We start from the raw sequence: 16143 nt of genomic DNA on the forward strand, positions 1-16143 counted from the left end.
CGCCTTCTTACCAGGGCAGATCCATCTGACCGTCGTTCACACGCCGTGCCCGGGCGGCCTGGCTGCTGTAGCGGTTACCTTCGTGCAGCAGCAGTTCGCGCTTGCGGGCCAGGCCGCCACCGAAACCGGTCAAGGAGGTGTCGCTGCCGATCACCCGGTGACAGGGAATGATGATGGAAATGGGGTTGCGCCCGACCGCCTGGGCCAGGGCGCGCGCCGCGCCCGGCTGCCCCAGCCGGCGCGCCAGTTCGCCGTAACCGACGGTCGTCCCGAAGGGCAGCGCCAACAGGCCATCCCAGACCTTGCGTTGAAATGGCGTGCCTTGCGGCGCCAGCGGCAGATCGAAATCCCGCCGCTCGCCGGCGAACCAGGCCTTCAGTTGCCCCGCGGCCTGCACAAGCCAGCGTTGCTGCTGGGGCGAGGCCTCGGCCACGCCAGGCTCTGCCAGATCTGTCTGATCCATGAACCACAGGCCACACAGCCCGGCCTCGCTGGCCATCAAGCGCACCGCGCCCAGCGGCGTACCGGTTTCCAGGGCTGCCGCCTCGGCGATCACCCGGCTCATGCACGTTCCTTGCGCGCCAGGGCGCGCTGATACAGCACGTCGCGCGGCTGGCCGGTGACCTTGGCGGCCACCCGGGCCGCGTCGCGCACCGACACGGTTTCCAGCAGCGCATCGAGCAGGGTGTCGACCGCCGGGTCGGCCTGCGCGTCTTCGTCTTCGAGCGGCGCCGCATGCAGGATGAGAACGAACTCGCCCTGCTCGCGGTGGCTGTCGGCTGCCAGCCAGGCGGCGGCCTCGCCCAGGGCAAAGGTGTCGATCTCCTCGAAACGTTTGGTGAGTTCGCGCGCCACGGTGAGCTGGCGTTGCGGGCCGCAGACCTGCAACAGATCGGCCAGGGTGGCCGCCAGCCGATGCGGCGATTCGAACATCAGCACCGGCGCGGGCAAGGCGGCCCACTGGGCCAGCCAGCGCTGGCGGGCAACCGCCTTGGGCGGCGCGAATCCGGCAAAAGCGAAGGCCGGATTCTCGTCGCTGGTCACGCCGCTGCCCATGAGGGCGGTGATGACGGCGCTGGGCCCGGGGATGGGCAACACCGGATGGCCGGCGGCCCGCACCGCACGCACGATGCGTGCGCCCGGGTCGCTCACGGCCGGCGCACCGGCATCGGACACCAGCGCCACACGCTCTCCGCGAGCCAGACGGTCGCAGATGGCCTGGGCGGCCTGGGCCTCGTTGTGCCGATGGGCAGCCATCAGCGGCGTACTCACGCCCCAGGCATCGAGCAGCGCACGGCTGGCGCGCGTGTCTTCCGCAGCGATCACATCGGCGCGCGCCAGCGCCTGCCAGGCGCGCAGCCCCAGATCGCCCAGATTGCCGATCGGGGTGGCCACCACGTACAGCGCGCCCTCGGGCCAATGCTGGCCCGCCACGCGTTCGGCGACCCGACGCCAGGCGTCGCCGGCAAGCTGAGGGGTGACTTCTTCATTCATACGGCAACCACTGCGGGGGGAAAGACTGTCAGTGTAGCCCCATGTGTCTGCTGAAATCTGCCCTGCGGGGCCTGGCGCGACTGCGCCCTGCGCCCGCCGACCCGCGCCACCGGGACGGCCGCCGCGCCGAGCGCGAGGCCTTGCGCCTGCTGCGCGCGCAGGGCCTCGCGCTGGTGGCCCGCAACGTGCGCAATCGTTGGGGCGAGCTGGATCTGATCATGCGCGACGGGCCCGTGCTGGTCGTGGTCGAAGTGCGCTGGCGGGCCGGCACGGCAGCCGGCGGCGCGGCAGCCAGCATCGGCCCGGCCAAGCAGGCGCGTCTGTGGCGCTGCACCCAATGCTGGCTGGCCGGCCTGCCCTGGCCGCCGCCCGCCGTACGCTTTGACGTGGTGCTGTTCGAGGCCGGCCGGGCACGCTGGCTGCGCGACGCCCTGCCGCCACCCGTTCATATTGCGTCACAGCACTTACACGGCCGACGGCGGTCACGCTGATACAGAAAGCGTGCGCGTGAGATAATCCGCGCCATGGATATGACCTCTCGCATGACGTCGCACTTCCGCGATGCGATGACGCTGTTCGAACAAAGCATGCACACGCTGGCCGAGCCCCTGGCCAGCGCCGTGGAGCTGCTTTTCGCGGCCCTGGCCAACAACGGCCGCATCCTGGCCTGCGGCAACGGCGGCTCGGCTTCGGACGCACAGCATTTCGTGGCCGAACTGGTGGGCCGCTTCGAGCGCGACCGCCTGCCACTGGCCGGCATCGCCCTGAATACCGACACGTCCATCCTCACGGCCGTGGCCAATGATTACGGCTTTGACGAAATCTATGAGCGCCAGGTCAATGCGCTGGGCCAGCCCGGCGATGTCCTGGTGGCCATTTCCACCAGCGGCAACTCCCCCAATGTAGTGCGCGCCATGGAAGCGGCGCGCGACCGCGAAATGCACGTCATCGCCCTGACAGGCAAGGGCGGCGGCGTCATGGGGGAACTGATCACGCCGCACGACGTCCATCTCTGTGTGCCGCACGATCGCACCATGCGCATCCAGGAAGTCCACATCCTGCTGCTGCATGCCCTGTGCGATGGTATCGACGCCCTTCTGCTCGGAGACACTGAATGATGCTGTCCAAGATCCGCTGCGCCCGTCCCCTGTTGCTGTCGGCCGCGCTGGCCGCCGCCACGGCTTCGCTGTCGGCCTGCGTGCCACTGGTCATCGGCGGCGCGGCCGCCACCACCGCCGTGGTCGCAACAGACCGCCGCAGCTCGGGCGTGCAACTCGATGACCAGAACACCACTTTCCGGGTCGAGAGCCAGATTGCCACCAAGCTCGGGCCCACGGCGCGCGTGAACGCCGCCGTCTACAACGGCCAGGTGCTGCTGACCGGCGATGTGCCCACCGAAGCCGCCAAGGCCGAAGCCGGCGCCATTGCGCAAAGCATCGAACGCGTCAAACGGGTGAGCAACCAGCTGACGGTCGGTCCGGCCGCCTCCTTCTCGACCCGCTCCAATGACACCTGGCTGACGTCCAAGGTGCGCAGCACCCTGATCAACACCAAGTACGTGCCCTCGCGCACCATCCTGGTCACGACCGACAAAGGGGTGGTCTACCTGATGGGGCTGGTCACCCAGGCCGAAGGCGACTACGCCGCCAATGCGACGGCTGGCGTGAGCGGCGTGAACAAGGTGGTCAAGTCGTTCGACATCATCAGCCGCGAAGAAGCCCTGCGGCTGTCGGGCAACGACAGCCAACAGGCCGGGGACAAACCAGCGGTCATCGAAAACAGCAACAGCCCGGCCGGCAGCAGCGGCACGGGCGCCGCAGGCGCCGGTGGCGACGGCGGGCTCGAAATCATGCCCATCCAATGAAAAAGCTCGCGATCGTCCTGGCCCTGGCCATCGTGGCCGGCATCGCCGCCTGGTTCGTCTGGCGGCCAGCGCCCTCGGCGCCCCAGGTGACCTATCAGCTGCTCGACGGCAAGACCCTCACCACCGAAGACCTGAAAGGCAAGGTGGTGCTGGTCAAGTTCTGGGCGACCAGCTGCGTGACCTGCGTCAAGCAGATGCCCGACACCATCAAGGCCTACCAGGCGTACCAGCCCAAGGGCTATGAAACCATCGCCGTGGCCATGCAATACGACCCGGTCAACTATGTCGAGGCTTTCGCCCGCTCGCGCGAGCTGCCGTTTCCGGTGGCCCTGGATCGCAGCGGGGAGATCGCGCGCGCCTTTGGCGACGTGCGCCTCACGCCGACAGCCTTCCTGATCGGCAAGGATGGCCGCATTCTCAAGCGCTATCTGGGTGACTACGACCGTGACGAATTCCACGCCACGGTCGAAAAGGCGCTGGCGGCCGGCTGAGACGGCCGCCAGCGCTCTCAGAACGCCGGAACGACGGCACCCTTGTACTTTTCCAGGATAAAGCTGCGCACGCCCTCGCTGTGCAGGGCCTGCACCAGCTTCTTGACGGCCGGATCATTCTGCTTGTCGCTGCGCGTGACCACGATGTTGGCGTAAGGCGAATCGGCACCCTCGATGAACAGCGCGTCGCGGGTCGGCACCAGGCCGGCCTCCAGGGCGTAGTTGGTGTTGATCAGGGCCAGATCCACGTCATCGAGCGAGCGCGGCAGCATGGCGGCCTCCAGTTCGCGGAACTTGAGCTTCTTGGGGTTCTCGACCACATCCACCGGGGTGGCGACGATATTCGACGGATCCTTCAGCTTGATCAAGCCCTGATTCTGCAGCAGCAGCAGGGCACGTCCGCTGTTGGACGGATCGTTGGGGATCGCCACCGACGCCCCCGGCTTGAGATCGTCCAGCGACTTGATCTTCTTCGAATAGGCGCCGAACGGCTCGACGTGCACCAGCGCGACCGGCACCAGGTCAGTCTTGCGATCCTTGTTGAAGGTATCCAGATAGGGCTTGTGCTGGAAGAAATTGGCGTCCATCTGCTTGTCGGCAACCTGCAGGTTGGGTTGCACGTAATCGCTGAACACCTTGATGTCGAGAGTAACGCCTTCCTTGGCCAGCACCGGTTTGACCACCTCCAGGATTTCCGCATGCGGCACCTGGGTGGCGGCGATGGTCAGCGTCTCGGCCTGCGCCGCGCCCAGCGTCAGGGCGCTGCCCAGCAGCACGGTTTGGAGAATCTTGAACGTCATGTCACTTGCCTCTGGTATGGTGGTTGGCGCAGGCTGTCCGCAGGGCGAACGGCCTGACGTTGCAAAAACGCCCCCAATTTACTCGAAAGCCGGCGGGTTGTCGGGCATATCGTTATGGCGGCGGCGCAAGTTCCCGAGGTCTTGACTACAATCCGGGAAGTGCTTGCCGCCATGTCGATTCCCGCCATGGGCGCAGGCATTTTTTCCATCTTTTTTCCGGGTACCCCCCTATCGCCATGAACGACACCCCCGACCCTGCTGCCGTAATGTCTCCCGCCGTCAAAGCGGCCGTACTCTCCGAAGCCTTGCCGTACATCCGACGATTTCATGGCAAGACCATCGTGGTGAAATACGGCGGCAATGCCATGACGGAAGAGCGATTGCAGCGCAGCTTCGCCCACGACGTGGTGCTTCTGAAGCTGGTCGGCCTGAACCCGGTGGTGGTGCACGGCGGCGGCCCGCAAATCGACGACGCGCTGCGCCGTATCGGCAAGCAGGGCACCTTCATGCAGGGCATGCGCGTGACCGACGCCGAGACCATGGAAGTGGTCGAGTGGGTCCTGGGCGGCCAGGTGCAGCAGGACATCGTCATGATGATCAACGAAGCCGGTGGCAAGGCCGTCGGCCTGACGGGCAAGGACGGCATGCTGATCCAGGCCCGCAAGAAGCTGATGACCAACAAGGAAAATCCGGACGAGCCGCTGGATATCGGCTACGTGGGCGACATCACCCGCGTGGAACCGGCCGTGGTCAAGGCGCTGCAGGATGATCAGTTCATTCCGGTGATCTCGCCCATCGGCAACGGCGAGGACGGCCAGGCCTACAACATCAACGCCGACGTGGTCGCCGGCAAGATGGCAGAGGTGCTGGGCGCCGAGAAGCTGCTCATGATGACCAACACCCCGGGCGTGCTCGACAAGAGCGGCAATCTGCTGCGCAGCCTGTCGGCGCAGACCATCGACGAGCTGTTCGCCGACGGCACCATCTCGGGCGGCATGCTGCCGAAGATCTCCTCGGCCCTGGACGCCGCCAAGAATGGCGTGAACTCGGTGCACATCGTCGACGGCCGCGTGCCGCACTGCCTGCTGCTGGAGATCCTGACGGATCGCGGCGTGGGCACCATGATCAGCTCGCACTGATGCGGGCGCGCCGGCAGTTGAGCGGCCCGGCAACGCGGCCGCGCCGCTCGCCCGGCGCCCCGCCCAGCGCCGGACGGCTGTGGCTGTTCGACCTGGACAACACCCTGCATGACACCTCGCATGCCATCTTCCCGCGCATCGACGCGGGCATGACGCAGGCCGTGGCCGAAGCGCTGGAGGTCGACGCCCCCACGGCCGACCGCCTGCGCACGCTCTACTGGAAACGCTACGGCGCCACCGTCATCGGCCTGGTGCGCCACCATGGCGTGGACCCGCATGCCTTCCTGCACCGCAGCCATGACTTCGACGTGGCGCCGCTGGTGCGGGCCGAGAAGGCCCTGGCCGACAAACTGCGCCGCTTGCCCGGACGCAAGGTGCTGCTGACCAACGCGCCGCTGCACTACGCGCGCGCCGTGCTGCGCCATCTTGGCATCCTGCATTGCTTCGATGCGCTGTGGGGCATCGAGCAGATGCGCCTGCACGGCGAGTTCCGGCCCAAGCCCTCGCCGGCGCTGCTGCGCCACGTGCTCGCGCGCGAGGGCGTGCCGGCCTGGCGCACCGTGCTGGTCGAAGACACGCTGGACAACCTGCGCAGCGCGCGCCAGGTGGGCATGCGCACGGTGCATGTCTATCATCCCGGCACGCCGTTCTCGCGCGGCCATCGGCAACGCCCGGGCTATGTCGACTTGCGGGTAAACTGCGTCAGTGATCTGCTGCTGCGCCGCCGCCCGCTGCGCCGCTGACACCCATACCGTCCTGACCGCAGCCCAGCCATGGCGACCAAACCCGGCGAGAGAAAAACCCAGATCCTGCAGATGCTGGCAGAAATGCTAGAGCAGCCCCACGCCGCGCGTGTCACGACCGCGGCCCTGGCCGCGCGTCTGCAGGTCTCGGAAGCCGCGCTCTATCGCCATTTCGCCAGCAAGGCCCAGATGTTCGAGGGGCTGATCGAGTTCATCGAAAGCACGCTGTTCACGCTGGTGAACCAGATCGCCGTGGCCGAACCTCAGGCCCTGCCTCAGGCCCGCAAGACCGTCTCGATGCTGCTGGCCTTCTCGGAGCGCAACCGGGGCATCACGCGGGTGCTGACCGGCGATGCGCTGGTCACCGAAGACAATCGCCTGCAGGAACGCATCAATCACGTCAACGACCGCATCGAGGCTTCGCTCAAACAATGCCTGCGCAATGCGGTGGCCGAAGGCACCCTGTCAGCCCAGACCGACATCGCCGCCTATGCCAGCCTGCTGACCCACCTGGTCATGGGACGCTGGCTGCGCTATGCCCAAAGTGGCTGGCGCATTGCGCCCACGCTGCACCTGGACGAACAGCTTCGCCTGGTGCTGCCCTGAAATTTCGGTCAAATAAGCTTGCCCTTTCGGGCAACCGTTCAGGATAATCAGACCAACCCACCGCATCCAGCCAGCATTCGGGTCGGCTTGATCGCCCTCAATACGGGTTTTCATCTATTTCTTACACTTGTTTCTTCGTAGTCTGACTTAAGAACGGAGATGGATATGAGCGCGCAAGCCGCCTCCCCTGCCTCGCAAGTCCCCAAGAAAAAAATCCCCATTGGCTTGATCGCCGGCATCCTTGCCCTGATTGCGGTGCTGCTGGTTCCCACACCGGACAGCCTGCCCATAGCCGGGCATCGCATGCTGGCCATCCTGGTTTTCGCCGTGGTGGTCTGGATCACCGAAGCGGTCTCCTACGAAGCCAGCGCCATCATGGTCACCACCTTGATGGCCTTTCTTTTGGGGACCGCCCCCGCCGTCAAGAATCCAGAGGTACTGATCGGCACCTCGGCAGCCATCACCATGGCGCTGCAGGGGTTCGCCAACTCGGCGCTCGCGCTGGTGGCTGGCGCGCTATTCATCGCCGCGGCCATGACCTTCACCGGGCTGGACCGCCGCATCGCCCTGGTCACACTGTCCAAGATCGGCACCAGCACGCGCCGCATTCTGATCGGCGCGATCGCAGTGACCATCGTGCTCAGCCTGGTGGTGCCCAGCGCCACGGCCCGCAGCGCCGCCGTGGTGCCCATCATGATGGGCGTGATCGCCGCCTTCGGCGTGGACAAGCGCTCCAACATCGCCGCCGGCATCATGATCATCGTGGCCCAGGCCACCAGCATCTGGAACGTCGGCATCCAGACCGCCGCGGCCCAGAACCTGCTGACCGTCGGCTTCATGGAGAAGATGCTCGGCGAGCGTGTGAGCTGGGCCGAATGGCTGATCGCCGGGGTACCCTGGTCGCTCATCATGTCGGCCGTGCTGATCGTGGTGGTGCTGAAGATGCTGCCGCCGGAAAGCAATGAAATCGCCGGCGGCAAGGAAGCGGTGGAACGCGAGCTGCGCGAGCTGGGTCCCATGACCGGGCCGCAGAAGCGCCTGATGGCCGTCTCCATCCTGCTGCTGCTGTGCTGGTCCACCGAGAAGGTGCTGCACAACTTCGACACGACCTCGACCACTTATTTCGGCCTGGTACTGCTGCTGCTGCCGCGCTTTGGCGTGATGACCTGGAAAGACGTGCAAAGCCGCATTCCGTGGGGCACGGTGATCGTGTTCGGCGTGGGCATCAGCCTGGGCTCGGCATTGCTCTCGACCCAGGCCGGTCAGTGGCTGGGCAACCAGGTGGTGACGCACACCGGCCTGGACCATGTCAGCCCCCTCATGATCTTCGGCATCCTGTCGGCATTCCTGATCCTGATCCACCTCGGTTTCGCCAGCGCCACCGCACTGACCTCGGCCATGCTGCCGATCCTGATTTCAGTGCTGCAGACGCTGCCGGGCGACTTCAACCGCCTGGGCATGACGATGCTGCTGGGCTTCGTGGTCAGCTATGGCTTCATCCTGCCCATCAACGCCCCCCAGAACATGGTGTGCCTGGGCACGGAAACATTTACCGCGCGGCAGTTCGCCAAGGTCGGCATCCTGATCACGATCATCGGTTTCGCGCTGATGATGGTGATGGGCATGACCTACTGGCGCTGGCTGGGCCTGCTGTAAGGAAGGATGGGCATGCAAATCCGTATCGAAGACGCCCTGGCCTATGGCCAGGCCATCCTGACCGCCCTGGACGTGCCGGCCGACATCGCCTTTGATGTGGCCGAGCACCTGGTGGAGTCCGATCGCGTCGGCTACACCAGCCATGGCCTGTCCATCCTGCCCAACTATGCCCGCGTGCTGCGCGCCGGCAATCTGCGCGGCGACGGCCGCCTGCAGCTGTTGACCGACAGCGGCTCGCTGCTGGCTTTTGACGGCGACAACGGCTTCGGCCAGCACATCGGCAAGATGGCCATGAAAGCGGCCATCGAACGCTGCGACGAGACCGGCTCGTGCATCCTGACGCTGCGCCGCAGCCACCACCTGGGCCGCATGGGCTATTACGGCGAGATGGCAGCCCATGCCGGCCTGATCCTGCTGGCCTTCACCAACGTGGTCAACCGCGAGCCGACGGTGGCGCCCTATGGCGGCGCGCGAGCCTGCATGACGACCAATCCGCTGTGTTTCGCCGGCCCGCTGCCGGGCGGACGCCCGCCCTTCATCGTGGATATGGCGACCAGCTCGATCGCGGTCAACAAGGCTCGCGTACTGGCCACCAACGGCGAGCCGGCTCCGGCCGGCTCCCTGATCGACGCCCAGGGCTTTCCGACCACCGATCCGGCGGCGCTCTTCACGGATCCGCCCGGCGCGCTGCTGCCTTTCGGCGGGCATAAGGGCTATGCACTGGGTCTGGTGGCCGAATTGCTGGCCGGCGTCCTCTCGGGCGGCGGCACCATTCAGCCCGAACATCCGCGCCAGGGGGTGGCGACCAACAACCTGTTCGCCGTGCTCTTCAATCCCCAGGTGGACTTCAATACCAGCTGGCGCACGCACGAAGTGGACGCCTTCATCGAATATTTGCACGCCTGCCCGCCGCAACCCGGCGTGGATCGGGTGCAGTATCCGGGAGAGTACGAGGCCGCCAACCGTGCGCGCAACGCCACGGCCATCACGTTCGCACCTGCCATCTGGCAATCCCTGCAGGCATTGGGCGATGAACTGGGCGTTGCCGCCCCGCAAGCCTGAACCGAAGGCCGGGGCCGCAAGGCCCCGGCTAGTCCTTGACCGCCCGATGGCGGCTGATGCTCATCATGATGCCGAAGGCCACGCCCATGGTAAGCAGGGCCGTGCCGCCATAGCTCATGAAAGGCAGGGGCACGCCCACCACCGGCAGGATGCCGGTCACCATGCCGACGTTCACGAAGACGTAGATAAGCATCATCATGGCCATGGAACCGGCCATGAGACGCCCGAACTGGGTCACGCTGCGCGCGGCGATGGCCAGCCCGCGCGCGATCAGCAAGGCATAGAGCACCAGCATCGCCACCCCGCCATAGAGGCCGAATTCTTCGGCGTAGACCGCGAAGATGAAGTCGGTGGTGCGCTCGGGGATGAAGTCCAGGTGGGTCTGGGTGCCTTGCATGTAACCCTTGCCATACAGCCCGCCCGAGCCCACCGCGATCATCGACTGGATGGTGTGAAAGCCCTTGCCCAGCGGATCGGAACTGGGATTGAGCAGCGTGCAGACCCGATGCTTCTGGTAATTGTGCAGCACCACCCAATCCACATCGGGCTCGCACAGCTGGTCTTCGTAGTAGATCAGGGTACCGATGGCCAGCACGCCCGCCACCACCGCCGGCACCAGCAGCTTGAAGGACAGGCCGGCGAAATAGATCACGAAGAAACCGGCGCCAAACACCAGCAAGGCGGTACCCAGGTCGGGCTGCAGCACGATCAGCACGAAAGGGCCTGCCAGCATCAGGGCCGCCACCAGGAAGTCACGGATGCGCACCTCGCCCTCGTGGCGCTGGAAATACCAGGCCAGCATCATGGGCACGGCGATCTTCATCATTTCCGAGGGCTGGATGCGCGTAAAGCCCAGATTGAGCCAACGTGTCGCGCCCTTGCTGGTTTCGCCGACGAACTCCACGCCTAGCAGCAGCACCACGCCCACGACGTAGAACGGCACTGCCAGCCTGAGCAGCGTTTTGGGAGGCACCAGCGCCGTGATCCACATGGCGCCGAAGGCGATGACGAAATTGCGCGACTGATCGGAGAAGCGCCAGTCGGTGCTGCCTACTGCCGAATGCATGACCGTAAGCCCCAGCACGGCCAGCAGCACCAGCACCAGCAGCAAGGGCCAGTCAAAGGCCGTGAACACACGCAGCAGGATCAGACCCAGACGCTTCATGGTTTTTCCTCTCCTGCGGCCTGGGGCTTGGGTTTGGCCCGGGACGGGATCTGGGCCTTGGCCGGGGTATCCTCCGGCGCCTCGGGCGCATCATCTGCCGGCGACGCGGCCGCAGCCGGCAAGGCGTCCACCTCGATCGCACGGGCACGCACGATCTTGTCCTGGCGTTGCGGCGAGAGCCAGTAATCGAAGATCTCGCGCGCCACCGGGGCCGCCGCACTCGCCCCCCAGCCGGCGTTCTCGACGATCAGCGCCACCGCGATCTGAGGGTTGTCGACCGGTGCAAAACCCATGAACAGGGCGTGATCGCGCAGACGCTCCTGCAGGGCGGCGGCCCGATACTGCCCGCCGCGCAGACTGAACACCTGAGCGGTGCCGGTCTTGCCCGCCGCCTGGTACTTGGTGCCGACGAATGCACGCCGGGCGGTCCCCACACGCACCACATCGGCCATGGCGTTCTTGATCACGTCCACATTGGCCTGTTTGAGCGGGATACGGTAGTCGGGCGTGGACGGAGTGGCGGTCAGTTCGCCGGTGCGCGGATCGCGCACCGCGTGCACCAGGTGCGGCCGGCGATACAGGCCATTGTTGGCCAGCGTGGCCGTGCCCTGGGCCAGTTGCAGCAGGGTGAACGCGTTGTAACCCTGGCCTACGGCGACCGAGATCGTCTCGCCGGCATACCAGCGCTGGCGCTCGCGATCCTTGTAGGTGCGGCGCTTCCATTCGGTGGAGGGCAGCACGCCGGCCCGCTCGCCCTCCAGATCGATGCCGGTGACTTTGCCGAAGCCGAACTGCTGCACGAAGTCATGCAGCGCATTCACGCCGATCTCCGGCCCGAGCGAGTAGAAATAGGTGTCGGAGGACACCACCAATGCCCGGTGCAGGTCGGTCATGCCGTAGACCGCACCGCCGGCATTGCGAAAGCGCTGCCCCCCGAACTCGTAGTAGCCCGGATCGGGGATGCGGTCGGTGGCGCGGCGCTTGCCCAGCTCCAGGGCAGCCAGACCCACGAAAGGCTTGTAGGTCGAACCGATGGGGTAGGTACCCGACAGCGGGCGGTTGATCAGGGGATGATCGGGCGATTCGTTCAGACGCCGCCAGTTCTCGACGTCGATGCCATCGACGAACAGATTGGGGTCAAACGAAGGCTGCGACACGAAGGCCAGCACTTCCCCGGTATTCGGATCGAGCGCCACCAGCGCACCACGCCGCCCGGCGAAGGCTTTTTCGGCCACACGCTGCAGGCCCAGGTCGATGGACAACATGATGTCCGAGCCCGGCACCGGATCGATGCGCCGCAGCGTGCGCACCGGACGCCCGCCCGCGGTCACCTCGACCTCTTCGAGGCCGGTGCGGCCGTGCAGGGCCTTTTCCCAGGTTTTCTCGATACCCTTCTTGCCGATGACATCCGTGCCGCGGTAGTTGCCGAGCTGCCCGCTTTTCTCGAGATTCTCGACGTCGTTGTCGGCAATACGTCCGATGTAACCGACGACATGGCCGGCGACCTCGCCCTGAGGATACTCGCGCACCCAGCGCGCGCGCAGCTCCACCCCGGGAAACTCATAGGCATGGGCCGAGAACCAGGCCGCCTCGGTGTCGTTCAGGTTGTTGCGCAACACCAGGCTGGCATAGCGGCTCGACTCGCCTACCCGGCGCCGGAAGCGGCGCTGATCGGCCGGGCTCAGATAGACCACCGGCGTAAGGCGTTCAAACAGTTCGTCGAGGGGGCCGGCGCGAGCCGGCACGACCTCCAGCGTATAGGTGCGGTAATTGCGGGCCAGCACCTCGCCGTTGCGGTCCAGCACTTCGCCACGGCGCGGCGGGATGGGCAGCACGGCGATCCGGTTGCGGTCGGCACGCTCGGAGAAGCCTTCGTAGCGATCGACCTGCAAATACCAGAAACGGCCGGTCAGAATGCCGAAGCAGACCAGCGCAAACAAGCCGCCGACCCAGGCACGCAAGCGGAAGCGCTGCTTCTGCTGCTGACCGGTTTTCTTGAACTCGAACATGGACAGCCCGCTTAACCGGCGGACGACTCGCCATCATCGCGGCGGCGTTGCGGTAGTTGCAGGACCCAGCCGCAGACCGGCCAGAGCGCCGTGGTCAACAGCACCCCCAGGGCCCAGTCCCAGCCGGCCCAGCGCCCGGCCAGCCAGGCCAGGATGATCTGGGGCAGCAGCCGCGCGCCGAAGAACACCGGCAACATATGCAGGGCCTGGCTCCAGAGATCGAAGCGCTGCATGCGCCGGCTCAGCGCCAGCGCGCCATAGGCGGTCAATGTGTAGGCCAGGGCGTGACCGCCCAGCAGACCGGCGTCATGAACGTCCATGAGCAGACCGAAGATGAAGGCAGTGAACATGCCGATCCGGCGCGGCTCGTAGGCGCTCCAGAAGGCGATCACCAGCAACAGGATATCGGGCGAGGCCGGCCATTGCCGCCACGGCAGCATCGACAGCAGCCAGGCCAGCAACACCGTTCCCCAGACGAAGGCGCCATGCGCCGGTTGCGACAGGCGGTCAGGCTGGACGTTGCCGGGCATGCCCAGCGTACGCCGCGAGGGGCGCGCCGGGGAATTAGGGGGTGCCAAGATCGGCCTCCTGGCGGTTGGCTTCCGCCCCCGCGACATCGACCTGCAACACCAGGAAGTGGCGGTAGCGCTCGGGATGCGCCAGCGGCTCGGCCAGCGCGCGCGCGAAACCCGAAGCGGTGTCGCGTTCGACCGTCGTGATCCGTGCGACCGGCAGGCCGGCCGGGAACAGCCCGCCCACGCCGGACGTGACGATGGTGTCACCGGCCTTCAGGTCGGCATTGGCAGCCAGGTAGCGTACTTCGATCACACCCGGAGTATTGCTGCCGAAGGCGATCAGGCGCAAGCCGTTGCGCAGAACCTGCACCGGAATGGAAACACGCTCATCGGTCACCATGGCGGCTTCGGCGGTCATGGGCGTGACGCGCACGATCTGCCCGACCACGCCGCCCTCATCGATGACTGGCATGCCGGGCGCGATACCCGCCTCGCTGCCCTTGTTGAACACCAGGCGCTGATGAAAGGCATTGGGCGGCTCGTACAGCACCTCGACCACGGTAGCCGGCTGGCCGACGGTGTCGGTCACGCCCAGCAGGCGACGCAGTTGCGCGTTCTCGGCCGCCAGCTGCGCGGCATGGGTGGCCACCTGCGACAGCTCGATGCGCTGACGCTGCAAGGCTTCGTTTTCCGTACGAATACGATTCGCGGCATTGATCCATTCATCGACCCGCTGGACGGCGTCGCGCGGCCACAGTACGGCACGCTGAAACGGATACAGCCCTTGCGCGACAACATTGCGCACCGGCTCGAGGATGCGCATCTGCGAATCCACCACGATCAGGACCAGCGCCAACACGACCAGCACCGCCAGCCTGACCTCGGCCGGCGGTCCGCGCCGAAATAGCGGTGGGGTGCTTTGTCGTTGCATGGATGCTCAGCCCGGACCCGCGGGCCCGGCGCCTTCAGGCCGGCCCGGAATGCGCCTGGGCGCCCCGGAAGCCGGCGGGTAATGAAACTCAGTCGTTGATGAAGATCGCACCGAGTTTTTCAAGATGCTCAAGCGCCTCGCCACAACCGCGTACGACGCAGGTCAGGGGATCGTCGGCCACCACCACGGGCAGGCCGGTCTCTTCCTGCAGCAGGCGGTCGAGATCGCGCAGCAGCGCGCCACCGCCGGTCAGGGCGATGCCCTTGTCGGTGATGTCGGCGCCCAGTTCGGGCGGGGTCTGTTCCAGGGCGATCTTGACGGCCGACACGATCTGATTGAGCGGATCGGTCAGCGACTCCAGGATCTCGTTGGACGACACCGTGAAGCTGCGCGGCACGCCTTCTGCCAGGTTGCGGCCCTTGACCTCGATCTCGCGAACTTCCGAGCCGGGAAATGCCGAACCGATCTCTTTCTTGATGAGCTCGGCCGTGGGCTCGCCGATCAGCATGCCGTAGTTGCGGCGGATGTAGTTGACGATGGCCTCGTCGAACTTGTCACCGCCCACGCGCACCGAACCCTTGTAGACCATGCCGCCCAGCGAAATCACCGCGACTTCGGTGGTGCCGCCGCCGATATCCACCACCATCGAGCCGCTGGCGTCGGAGACGGCCAGGCCGGCGCCGATGGCCGCGGCCATCGGCTCCTCGATGAGGTAGACATGAGAAGCGCCCGCACCCAGCGCGGATTCGCGGATGGCGCGGCGCTCGACCTGGGTCGAGCCGCAGGGCACGCACACGATGATGCGCGGGCTGGGCGCCAGCATGTTGCGCGGGTGCACCATGCGGATGAATTGCTTGAGCATCTGCTCGGTGACCGTGAAGTCGGCGATCACGCCATCCTTCATGGGCCGGATGGCCTCTATGTTGCCGGGAACGCGCCCCAGCATCTGTTTGGCCTCATGACCGACGGCTTGAATGACTTTCTTGCCGTTGGGTCCACCTTCGTGGCGAATCGCGACGACAGATGGTTCATCCAGCACGATGCCCTTGCCCCGGACGTAGATCAGCGTATTGGCGGTACCGAGGTCGATCGCCATGTCGCTGGAAAAATAACTGCGGAGGAATCCGAACATGAGAGCTCAGCTAGATTCAGGAATTGGAGTCGAGCCGCGACCTCCGGGGCCCGGACTGCACTATCGGGGCCTCTGTGCCGCAGCGATTAAACCGTGAATCATAACTTATAATTTCCTTGGAAATAGCGCATAAATCGAGGCTATTGATGCTTTGTAACGGGTCAGCGCCGGGCGTGGCTTCCGGTTACTCTTTCCTGTTACGCCCTTTTTTCTAGACTTTTCCCATGGCGCTAAACGAACAAGACGTGGCTCGCATCGCCCGCCTGGCCCGCATCGAGCTGACGCCCGAGCAGCGTGGCCGCGCGCAGGACGAACTGAATGGCATTCTGCACCTGATCGAACGCCTGCAGGCCGTCGACACCGCCGGCGTGGAACCGCTGGCCCATCCTCTGTCGGCACACGAGGACATTGTGCTGCGCCTGCGCGAGGATGCCGTCACCGAACAGGCCTCGGCAGACCAGCGCGAAGCGCTGATGGCCAATGCCCCCGAACAGAACGCCGGCCTCTTCCTGGTTCCCAAGGTCATCGAGTAAGCC

Annotated in this window: 18 protein-coding genes; 10 read left to right on the forward strand and 8 right to left on the reverse strand. The window is 65.8% G+C overall.

What is annotated here, in order from left to right; genetic code table 11:
• Nucleotides 1-7 precede the first annotated feature (7 nt).
• Nucleotides 8-565 (reverse strand): methylated-DNA--[protein]-cysteine S-methyltransferase, encoded by a 558-nt coding sequence (locus A7V84_RS04305; protein ID WP_033534948.1) that lies wholly within the window; start codon nt 563-565, stop codon nt 8-10.
• Nucleotides 562-1494 (reverse strand): 16S rRNA (cytidine(1402)-2'-O)-methyltransferase, encoded by a 933-nt coding sequence (gene rsmI, locus A7V84_RS04310; protein ID WP_063491614.1) that lies wholly within the window; start codon nt 1492-1494, stop codon nt 562-564. The genes A7V84_RS04305 and rsmI overlap by 4 nt, the downstream gene beginning before the upstream one ends.
• Before the next feature lie 41 nt (nt 1495-1535).
• Between rsmI and A7V84_RS04315 the strand changes: the two genes are divergently transcribed.
• From A7V84_RS04315 to A7V84_RS04330, 4 genes are read left to right on the forward strand one after another with little or no spacing between them, the layout of a single operon-like run.
• Nucleotides 1536-1985 (forward strand): YraN family protein, encoded by a 450-nt coding sequence (locus tag A7V84_RS04315; protein ID WP_033534947.1) that lies wholly within the window; start codon nt 1536-1538, stop codon nt 1983-1985.
• A gap of 33 nt (nt 1986-2018) precedes the next feature.
• Entirely contained in the window at nt 2019-2612 is a 594-nt protein-coding gene (locus A7V84_RS04320; protein WP_033534946.1) for a phosphoheptose isomerase, read from the forward strand.
• Nucleotides 2609-3358, forward strand: coding sequence for a BON domain-containing protein (locus tag A7V84_RS04325; RefSeq protein ID WP_025515274.1), 750 nt, complete (start codon nt 2609-2611; stop codon nt 3356-3358). Before A7V84_RS04320 ends, A7V84_RS04325 begins: the two co-directional genes overlap by 4 nt.
• Nucleotides 3355-3849 carry a peroxiredoxin family protein gene (locus tag A7V84_RS04330; RefSeq protein WP_025515272.1) on the forward strand — a complete coding sequence of 165 codons (495 nt, stop codon included), beginning with the start codon at nt 3355-3357 and terminating at the stop codon, nt 3847-3849. The genes A7V84_RS04325 and A7V84_RS04330 overlap by 4 nt, the downstream gene beginning before the upstream one ends.
• Before the next feature lie 17 nt (nt 3850-3866).
• Here A7V84_RS04330 and A7V84_RS04335 read toward each other — a convergent pair whose 3' ends face one another.
• Entirely contained in the window at nt 3867-4649 is a 783-nt protein-coding gene (locus A7V84_RS04335) for a MetQ/NlpA family ABC transporter substrate-binding protein (protein ID WP_025515271.1), read from the reverse strand.
• A gap of 236 nt (nt 4650-4885) precedes the next feature.
• Between A7V84_RS04335 and argB the strand changes: the two genes are divergently transcribed.
• The 5 genes from argB (at nt 4886) to A7V84_RS04360 (ending at nt 9855) form a co-directional block, all read left to right on the forward strand.
• Nucleotides 4886-5788: an acetylglutamate kinase gene (gene argB, locus A7V84_RS04340; RefSeq protein WP_025515268.1), complete on the forward strand. Its 903-nt coding sequence runs from the start codon at nt 4886-4888 to the stop codon at nt 5786-5788.
• Nucleotides 5788-6531, forward strand: a complete 744-nt coding sequence (locus tag A7V84_RS04345) for a pyrimidine 5'-nucleotidase (RefSeq protein WP_025515266.1) — start codon at nt 5788-5790, stop codon at nt 6529-6531. Before argB ends, A7V84_RS04345 begins: the two co-directional genes overlap by 1 nt.
• A gap of 30 nt (nt 6532-6561) precedes the next feature.
• On the forward strand, nt 6562-7137 hold the full coding sequence (gene slmA, locus A7V84_RS04350; RefSeq protein WP_025515265.1) for a nucleoid occlusion factor SlmA: 576 nt from the start codon (nt 6562-6564) through the stop codon (nt 7135-7137).
• A gap of 165 nt (nt 7138-7302) precedes the next feature.
• Nucleotides 7303-8793: a DASS family sodium-coupled anion symporter gene (locus A7V84_RS04355; RefSeq protein WP_025515263.1), complete on the forward strand. Its 1491-nt coding sequence runs from the start codon at nt 7303-7305 to the stop codon at nt 8791-8793.
• A 12-nt stretch (nt 8794-8805) separates the two neighbouring features.
• Nucleotides 8806-9855 (forward strand): Ldh family oxidoreductase, encoded by a 1050-nt coding sequence (locus tag A7V84_RS04360; protein ID WP_025515262.1) that lies wholly within the window; start codon nt 8806-8808, stop codon nt 9853-9855.
• 28 nt (nt 9856-9883) lie between these two features.
• Here the strand turns inward: A7V84_RS04360 and rodA are convergent, their stop codons facing one another.
• From rodA to A7V84_RS04385, 5 genes are all read right to left on the reverse strand, one after another.
• On the reverse strand, nt 9884-11020 hold the full coding sequence (gene rodA, locus A7V84_RS04365) for a rod shape-determining protein RodA (protein WP_025515260.1): 1137 nt from the start codon (nt 11018-11020) through the stop codon (nt 9884-9886).
• Nucleotides 11017-13029, reverse strand: coding sequence for a penicillin-binding protein 2 (mrdA, locus tag A7V84_RS04370; RefSeq protein WP_231940161.1), 2013 nt, complete (start codon nt 13027-13029; stop codon nt 11017-11019). Before mrdA ends, rodA begins: the two co-directional genes overlap by 4 nt.
• Nucleotides 13030-13040: 11 nt before the next feature.
• Complete coding sequence (gene mreD, locus A7V84_RS04375) at nt 13041-13559, reverse strand: rod shape-determining protein MreD (protein WP_101605163.1); 519 nt, start codon at nt 13557-13559, stop codon at nt 13041-13043.
• A gap of 34 nt (nt 13560-13593) precedes the next feature.
• Nucleotides 13594-14475, reverse strand: a complete 882-nt coding sequence (gene mreC / locus A7V84_RS04380) for a rod shape-determining protein MreC (RefSeq protein ID WP_025515255.1) — start codon at nt 14473-14475, stop codon at nt 13594-13596.
• 88 nt (nt 14476-14563) lie between these two features.
• Complete coding sequence (locus A7V84_RS04385) at nt 14564-15607, reverse strand: rod shape-determining protein (protein ID WP_025515253.1); 1044 nt, start codon at nt 15605-15607, stop codon at nt 14564-14566.
• Between the two features lie 224 nt (nt 15608-15831).
• Here A7V84_RS04385 and gatC point away from each other — a divergent pair, with 224 nt between their 5' ends.
• A complete protein-coding gene (gene gatC, locus A7V84_RS04390) occupies nt 15832-16140 on the forward strand; it encodes an Asp-tRNA(Asn)/Glu-tRNA(Gln) amidotransferase subunit GatC (protein ID WP_025515250.1) in 309 nt (102 codons plus the stop codon).
• The last annotated feature ends 3 nt before the right edge of the window (nt 16141-16143 follow it).

Origin of the sequence: Bordetella trematum (assembly GCF_900078335.1) — a bacterium.
In the GTDB taxonomy this organism is placed as follows: domain Bacteria; phylum Pseudomonadota; class Gammaproteobacteria; order Burkholderiales; family Burkholderiaceae_B; genus Bordetella; species Bordetella trematum.